The following is a 7,308-nucleotide window of genomic DNA, read 5'->3' on the forward strand; positions in this document are numbered from 1 at the left end:
GGTATAGAAAATCCAATTACAACAAGAAGAAGCTTAGGGTATATAATGCCATGAATATAGGTGAATTTATTAAAGATAAAATGGTAGTAATACTATTTAATGTACTGGTATTTATTATACTAGCAGGTATATTGCTGACTGTGAATGTTCCGTTCATTATCATATTCTTTGTCTTTTGTATTTGGTTTTTTCCATTGATTTCATATATGGCTATAGAATTTATAAGATGTAAAATTTATTATAATGAGATTAACGGCATATTAGAAAACTTGGAGAAAAAATACTTACTTCCAGAGGTAGTAAAGGAAGCAAACTTTATACATGGGGAAAAGCTTAACGCTATACTGAAAGAAGTAAGTAGAGATATGCATGAAAATGTAAAGTATTATAGAGATATGCAATTGGATTACAGAGAATATATAGAAACATGGGTGCATGAAATTAAGACACCAATAGCTTCTACAAAGCTTATAATTGAAAATAATCAAAATGAAGTAACGAATAAAATCGACTCTCAAATGGATCGGATTGAGGGGTTTGTTGAACAGGTTCTGTATTATTCTCGAAGCTCTAACGTGAATAAAGACTATATGATAAAGCCAATCAACCTTGATAATGTAGTAAGGAATGTAATTAAAAGAAACTATAGGGATTTTATTCATAAGAGAATAAAATTAGATATACAGGATATTGATGAGATTGTATATAGTGATGGAAAATGGATTGAATTTATTATTAATCAAATAATAGGAAATTCTATAAAGTACTCAAATAACAAAGAACAAATGATACGTATATACACAATTAAGAAAACTAACTCAGTAATACTAACTATAGAGGATAATGGAGTAGGGATAGTAACTAAAGATATAAATAGAGTTTTTGAGAAAGGGTTTACTGGAGAGAATGGAAGAAGATTTAGCAAAAGTACAGGAATGGGCTTGTATCTTTGCGAAAAATTGTGTTCAAAATTAGGATTGAAAATTGGCATTGAATCTGAAGTGAATAAAGGAACTAGAGTTACATTAATATTTCCTTTATCAGGTATGGTGACTTTTGAGTCTTATTTATAAAAGAAATGCTGCATCTTCCCACGAATTTCATATGAAACTTATAAACAAATGCAAAACGGTATGAAAAGAGTAGAAATTCTCTTCATACCGTTTGTATTATTTAGCCATTTAACATATTGGTATATTTAATTGTGAATCGAATGGATGTTAATCTGAAGTAGTCATTACTATTTTTGATGGCCACTAATACTTAACGCAAGATTTGATTCGGTTGCTACACAGACCTCGTTAGCGAGAAATTGTACACTATATAGAACAGTAAAATAAATATCCGATCCCTTAGCTTACAAGGAATCGGATATTTTGTTTCCAAATTGTGTCCAAACTTGCAATTTTCTTTTTTTGATATGGTGACCCCATGGCCATCAAGCTAAGGATTTGGAACCACCCAAAAATGAAAATTTCACCTTTTTACAGTTATTTATAGAATTCGGCTCATTTTTTTCGTTTTGGGGAACAAATAATTTCTTAAGTTGATGGGCATGTGACGCTACCCCTATAAAGGTATAGTTTTCGTACTTTCATATACAATCATGTCACTTAAGTAATGTGAGCGTCGCTGCTATTACATTGTCGACAAATGAACGTTGGGGGCGAGATTTCATCATAACCGTTAGACCGATTAACGCTACAATCAGTGCCTGTGCCAAAGACTTTGCATCTGTGTTGACTTCCAGCTCACCTGATTGGATTCCACGTTCGATCGTCTCCTGAAAAATGACGGCGAGGTACATTTGATGTTCTCTGGTCAAAATTTCAAATCGCTCATCATGAGGTGCTAGTTCAACCATTGTATTGATACAAAAACAACCTTTACTAAGATCTCCTGCGTATTCTTCATTGACGACATCGGCAAAGAAAATAGAAAATGCCTCTTTTACAGAGGAGTGACTTTGAAGCCTAGTTCGTGTATCAGAGGCCCGAGACATTGTATATCTGCGAAGTGCGGCTTCAAACAATTCTTTCTTATCTCCAAAAGCTGAATAAATACTAGGGCGTTGAATGCCCATTCTAGAAGTAAGATCACTTAATGAGGTAGCCTCATAGCCCTTCTCCCAAAATAACTGCATTGCTGCATCTAAAACTTGATCCTCATCAAATTCACGGGTTCTTGCCATTAAGAATTCTCCTCCTCAAACTTTGATTTTATTAATTGTTTTAGGATAGGTGTGTAGGTAATTACAATTGTTGTTTTTATTACCAAACAGTATGTAATTATTATATATTTAGCCATTCTCTATGTCAAACCAATCTCCATTCATTTAATACAACATTTACTTTAGTGCAAATAAATCGTTGACATCATGAATAAGACTAAGTTATATTTACCAGTAATCATATTGTACTGAACGGTATGTTATGATTAAAAATCTAATGTGATTGGAGGTTAAGGTATGTTTAAAACAGAGACAAATATAGAAGATGATCCACTCTACACTAAGATAAGTCATAAATCTTCCATAACAAAACCTAATTTGGATCAACAGCCATCCATGTCTCACGCTTTGGCATTATTGTTTGCGGCTGCCTGTGGAATGTCTGTTGCCAATATTTACTTTGCACAGCCGTTGCTTGATCAACTATCTAATGAGTTTAGTATTAACCATTCCATTATTGGTGTTGTTATTACCGTTACACAAATTTTTTATGGAGTGGGCTTACTGCTACTCGTACCGCTTGGAGATTTGCTAAACCAGCGACGTCTAATTGTCGGTCAGATGCTATTATCTACAACAGCTCTGGTTATAGTTGGTACTGCTTCCTCCAGCATGGTGCTTTTCGCAGGTATGGCTTTGGTGGGTCTGCTTGCAGTTGTGACACAGACTCTCGTGGCGTTTGCAGCGACCATCGCTTCCCCTACAGAAAGAGGACGTGTCGTTGGCATTGTAACAAGTGGGATTGTTATTGGCATACTTCTCGCACGTACTTTTGCTGGTATATTGACAGATGTTGCGGGATGGCGTTCTGTATATCTATTTTCTGCTGCGCTCATGCTTTTGATGGTTTTTATGTTTATAAAGATCTTGCCCAATGTTGAGCGCGAGGTAAAATCGCTATCCTACCCTCAGTTGATTAGATCGGTGCTTGCTTTGTTTATTCAAGAACGAACGTTACGCGTTCGCTCCGTTCTAGCTATGCTGATTTTTGCTGATTTCAGCATTTTGTGGACTTCACTAGTACTGCCACTTAGTACACCGCCAATTGCTCTATCTCATAGTGCAATTGGCGCATTCGGTCTTGTAGGCGTGGCTGGAGCCTTAGCTGCGGCACGGGCAGGGAAATTGGCCGATCAAGGTTACGGACAACGAACGACAGGTATTGCTTTAGCTCTATTATTGATTTCATGGTTGTTCATCAGTTATATAGAGCAGTCATTAATCGCGTTAGTGATAGGGATAGTTCTACTTGATTTGGCCGTACAGGCAATACATGTCACGAATCAAACCATGATCCTTCCATTGCATACAGAAGCACGGAGTCGACTTACTGCTGGATATATGGTGTTTTATTCTATCGGCAGTGCTGGTGGTTCAATTGCTTCGACTCAAATATACGCACACTTTGGCTGGGGAGGGGTTTCCTTACTCGGAGCCTCTGTCAGTGCTTTCGCTCTTCTTTTTTGGGCTATGACCAGACGAGTTAAGATTTCATGAAATAAACGTGTGTTAGTCAATATGAGAAACACGTTACTACCATAAAGGAAATGATTAATTTTTTTGACTTAAAATCTAATTGGACTAGGAGAGATGACAAATGGAAATAGGTATTACGTCTTTTGTAGAAACGAAACCAGATGTACATAGTGGTGAAGTGATAAGTCACGCACAGCGATTGCGTGAAGTTGTTGAAGAAATCGTTCTTGCTGATCAAGTAGGACTTGATGTGTTTGGTGTTGGTGAGCACCATAGGAAGGATTATGCAGCATCCTCTCCAGCGATGGTTCTATCAGCCGCGGCACCACAAACGAAAAAGATACGGCTCGCGAGTGCAGTAACTGTGCTTTCTTCAGCTGATCCTGTGCGCGTTTTTCAGGATTTTTCCACACTGGATGGCATTTCAAATGGACGCGCAGAGATTATGGCGGGTCGTGGTTCCTTTATCGAATCTTTTCCATTGTTTGGCTATAACTTGAAGGACTATGAAGAACTGTTTGAAGAACATTTGGACCTACTGCTCAAAATACGTCAGTCCGAAAAAGTGACTTGGGAAGGCGGACATCGACCAGCAATCAATAATTTAGGTGTGTATCCAAGACCTGTTCAAAATCCTTTACCGATATGGGTTGGTAGCGGTGGAAATCAGGAGTCTGCTATCCGTGCCGGTTTTCTGGGATTACCACTTATGCTGGCGATTATTGGTGGTAGCCCAATGCACTTTGCACGAATTGTACAGCTATATAAGAAAGCGGCGGCTCACGCTGGTCATGATGTATCAAAACTTCAGGTGGGATCTCATTCGATTGGATTTGTTGGAGAGAATACGGAATTGGCAGCAGATACATTTTTCCCGTCCACTCAGGCAGGCATGAATAAACTTGGCAAAGAGCGGGGTTGGCCTTATTATGATCGTTCCAGCTTTGATGCTGCACGAAGTTTTGAAGGGGCGTTGTATGTTGGTGATCCAGATACAGTCGCCGAAAAAATCATACATCTTCGTAAGCATGTAGGGATTACACGCTTTATGATGTATGTACCATTAAGTACCATGCCACATGATCAGGTCATGCGTGCCATAGAATTGCTTGGAACAGAAGTTGCCCCTCGTGTAAGAGAGGAAATTGCCAAATGGGAAGCTGAAGGAGAACAGGAGACACATCTATTCCGTTAATTATTCCATAAGGATTGCATCAAGTCTCATTATTTAACTGGAGGAATTTATATGAAAATTGACAGCCGAGTATTACCAGAATTAAAACAGGCTTTCTCACAATTTCCAGGTTTTCAATTAGAGGGGGATCTAGAGGCGAGTCGAAGTCTCTTGTCGAATCCACATTTGGAAAAATCAGAGCTTGTACACATGACCAAGCGAATGATTCCTGGCGCTGCTGGCGAGATGTTAGTTAAAATTTACGAACCCGTTGAGAACAATCTTGATAAACTTCCAGCTATGCTGTGGATTCACGGTGGCGGATACGTAATGGGACACCCCGATATGGACGATGTTTTGTGTGAACGCTTTGTTCAGAATGCTAAATGCGTTGTTGTGTCTGTCGATTATCGACTTGCTCCCGAACATCCTTATCCAGCGGCTATCGAAGATTGTTATGCAGGCTTGGTTTGGATGACAAATGAGGCAGACTCGCTGGGCATTGATGTGAATCGAGTCGCGATCGCCGGTGCAAGTGGAGGCGGTGGACTAACAGCAGCGCTTGCGTTAATGGCTCGGGATAAAGGAGGTCCATCTATTATATTCCAGATGCCGCTGTATCCGATGCTTGACAACCGCAACATAACACCATCAAGCTATGAGATTACAGAAGAACACGCAACATGGAATAGAGCAAACAATTTGACGGCTTGGAGTATGTACTTGGGCAAGGAGAAAGATTCCAACGAGCTATCTTCCTATGCCGTACCTTCGAGAGCAGAAAACTTAGCCGGGCTACCGCCAACTTATACATGTGTAGGTCAACTCGATTTATTTCGAGATGAAACCATTGAATATGTAACACGACTTGCACAAGCAGGAGTAGACGTTGAATTTCACCTCTACCCCGGCTGCTTCCATTGCTTTGAAGTATTTGTGCCTGAAGCCGTAGTAAGTCAGCGTGCCAGTCAGAATTATTTTGATGCGATGGCACGGGCACTTCATCCATAATTTATCTTAGCTCAGTCATCAGGGTGTTCAACTGAAGGCATGAGTGATAGCTCTAGGTTTATTCGATGAGCAAAGATTACAGGACGAAGTACAAATAGTGCTACCATATACTTTGAATTTTGCCCCTTACTCATTGATTAAAAAACAGTAAATACTTCAAAGTTTGAATAGCTAACCAAGGTTTCAAAATAGTGTGCCAGCAATTCAACCTTTTTACTGGGGTTACGATCATAAGCATAATCAACACTTTGGAGCGGATTTTTTCGTAAGGCGAGTTACTTTTTTAATCGTATTCGTACTAAACAGCAGCAGGAAACGGCGATAGACTGCATCCTTAGCTGGATATTCATTTCAAGCTCGAAAAAAATAGAATTAAGTTCTTTTGGTAGTTGATGATATTGGTTATTTTGATGTATCGTAGTTAAGGCACCTCTTCTGTGGTAGTGATTTCTAGGCAATCTCACTATACCAAAGAACGAGGTGTTTTTTCATTTTACTCAAGTTGTCAAGTACACAATTGATAGACTCTAAATTCAATATAGCTAAAGCTTCCCACTTATTTTATAGGTGCGAAAGTTGGTTCTGTTGCAAAGTTTTTTACAGATAGAAAGTTAGGATGGGGTATAGCTGAATTCTATACAATTGTGAGTAATTGCTGTAATTCATTGGGTTCTGGTGCAAAAAATCTCTTAAACTTGGACATACTGATATTACTACTCTATAAAAGGTGTGTGATCAGTATGGAAAAGGAGAATTTGTTTAAATGGAAGCATTATCAGTCTGAACTAATCTTATTAACAGTAAGGTGGTACCTACGGTACAATTTGAGCTTTCGTAACCTGGTGGAAATGATGGAGGAAAGAGGATTATCAATTGCTCACACAACGATTATGCGCTGGGTTCATCAATATGGACCTCAATTAGAAGGCATACAACTAAGACAAGTTAGATATCTCAATAATATAGTGGAACAGGATCATCGTTTTATTAAGAAACGCGTGCGTTCTATGTTGGGGTTCAAGTCATTTAAAACAGCAACCTCTATATTGAGTGGTGTTGAAGCCATGCATATGATGAAAAAAGGACAACTTCACCAACAGGTGAAGTCTATCCAAAACGAAGTTGAATTTGTACATAACTTGTTTGGAATTACATCATAATCTGGAATTGAACAGAATGTGTAGGCTCTATGTCTCTATTAAATGATTTTTGCACCAGAATATCCCCCATAGCTCTCGAAGTCTACGGACTTAAAACGAGAAGATTCTTAGTCTTCTGCCAGTCACCGAGTGTAAAGCGCGTAGCTAAGGATAGTTAAAAAATTATATGATGCGGTGGCTTGGAGAAGGTTGAGGATAGTCTTTACCTTGAAAGAAGGAACTTTACCATTTGTTTTTTTCATTTCTCTCTATTGGAG

6 protein-coding genes are annotated in these 7,308 nt (G+C 38.7%); 5 read left to right on the forward strand and 1 reads right to left on the reverse strand.

The features are described 5' to 3' along the window. The first annotated feature begins 50 nt into the window (after positions 1-50). Positions 51-1,073: a sensor histidine kinase gene (locus tag ACFWDE_RS29295; protein WP_219919319.1), complete on the forward strand. Its 1,023-nt coding sequence runs from the start codon at positions 51-53 to the stop codon at positions 1,071-1,073. Positions 1,074-1,609: 536 nt separating this feature from the next. Here ACFWDE_RS29295 and ACFWDE_RS29300 read toward each other — a convergent pair. Next, on the reverse strand, positions 1,610-2,191 hold the full coding sequence (locus ACFWDE_RS29300) for a TetR/AcrR family transcriptional regulator (RefSeq protein WP_002014099.1): 582 nt from the start codon (positions 2,189-2,191) through the stop codon (positions 1,610-1,612). Between the two features lie 276 nt (positions 2,192-2,467). Here ACFWDE_RS29300 and ACFWDE_RS29305 point away from each other — a divergent pair, with 276 nt between their 5' ends. The 4 genes from ACFWDE_RS29305 to ACFWDE_RS29320 all read left to right on the forward strand — a co-directional run bounded on the left by ACFWDE_RS29305 (position 2,468) and on the right by ACFWDE_RS29320 (position 7,051). Further along, entirely contained in the window at positions 2,468-3,727 is a 1,260-nt protein-coding gene (locus tag ACFWDE_RS29305; RefSeq protein WP_377896241.1) for an MFS transporter, read from the forward strand. A gap of 100 nt (positions 3,728-3,827) precedes the next feature. Continuing rightward, on the forward strand, positions 3,828-4,901 hold the full coding sequence (locus tag ACFWDE_RS29310) for an LLM class flavin-dependent oxidoreductase (RefSeq protein ID WP_016091903.1): 1,074 nt from the start codon (positions 3,828-3,830) through the stop codon (positions 4,899-4,901). Positions 4,902-4,952: 51 nt separating this feature from the next. Then, complete coding sequence (locus ACFWDE_RS29315; RefSeq protein ID WP_377896242.1) at positions 4,953-5,891, forward strand: alpha/beta hydrolase; 939 nt, start codon at positions 4,953-4,955, stop codon at positions 5,889-5,891. Positions 5,892-6,631: 740 nt separating this feature from the next. After that, entirely contained in the window at positions 6,632-7,051 is a 420-nt protein-coding gene (locus ACFWDE_RS29320; protein WP_377896243.1) for a DDE-type integrase/transposase/recombinase, read from the forward strand. Positions 7,052-7,308: the final 257 nt, after the last annotated feature.

This window comes from Bacillus sp. NPDC060175 (assembly GCF_042728695.1).
Classification (GTDB): Bacteria; Bacillota; Bacilli; order Bacillales; family Bacillaceae_G; genus Bacillus_A.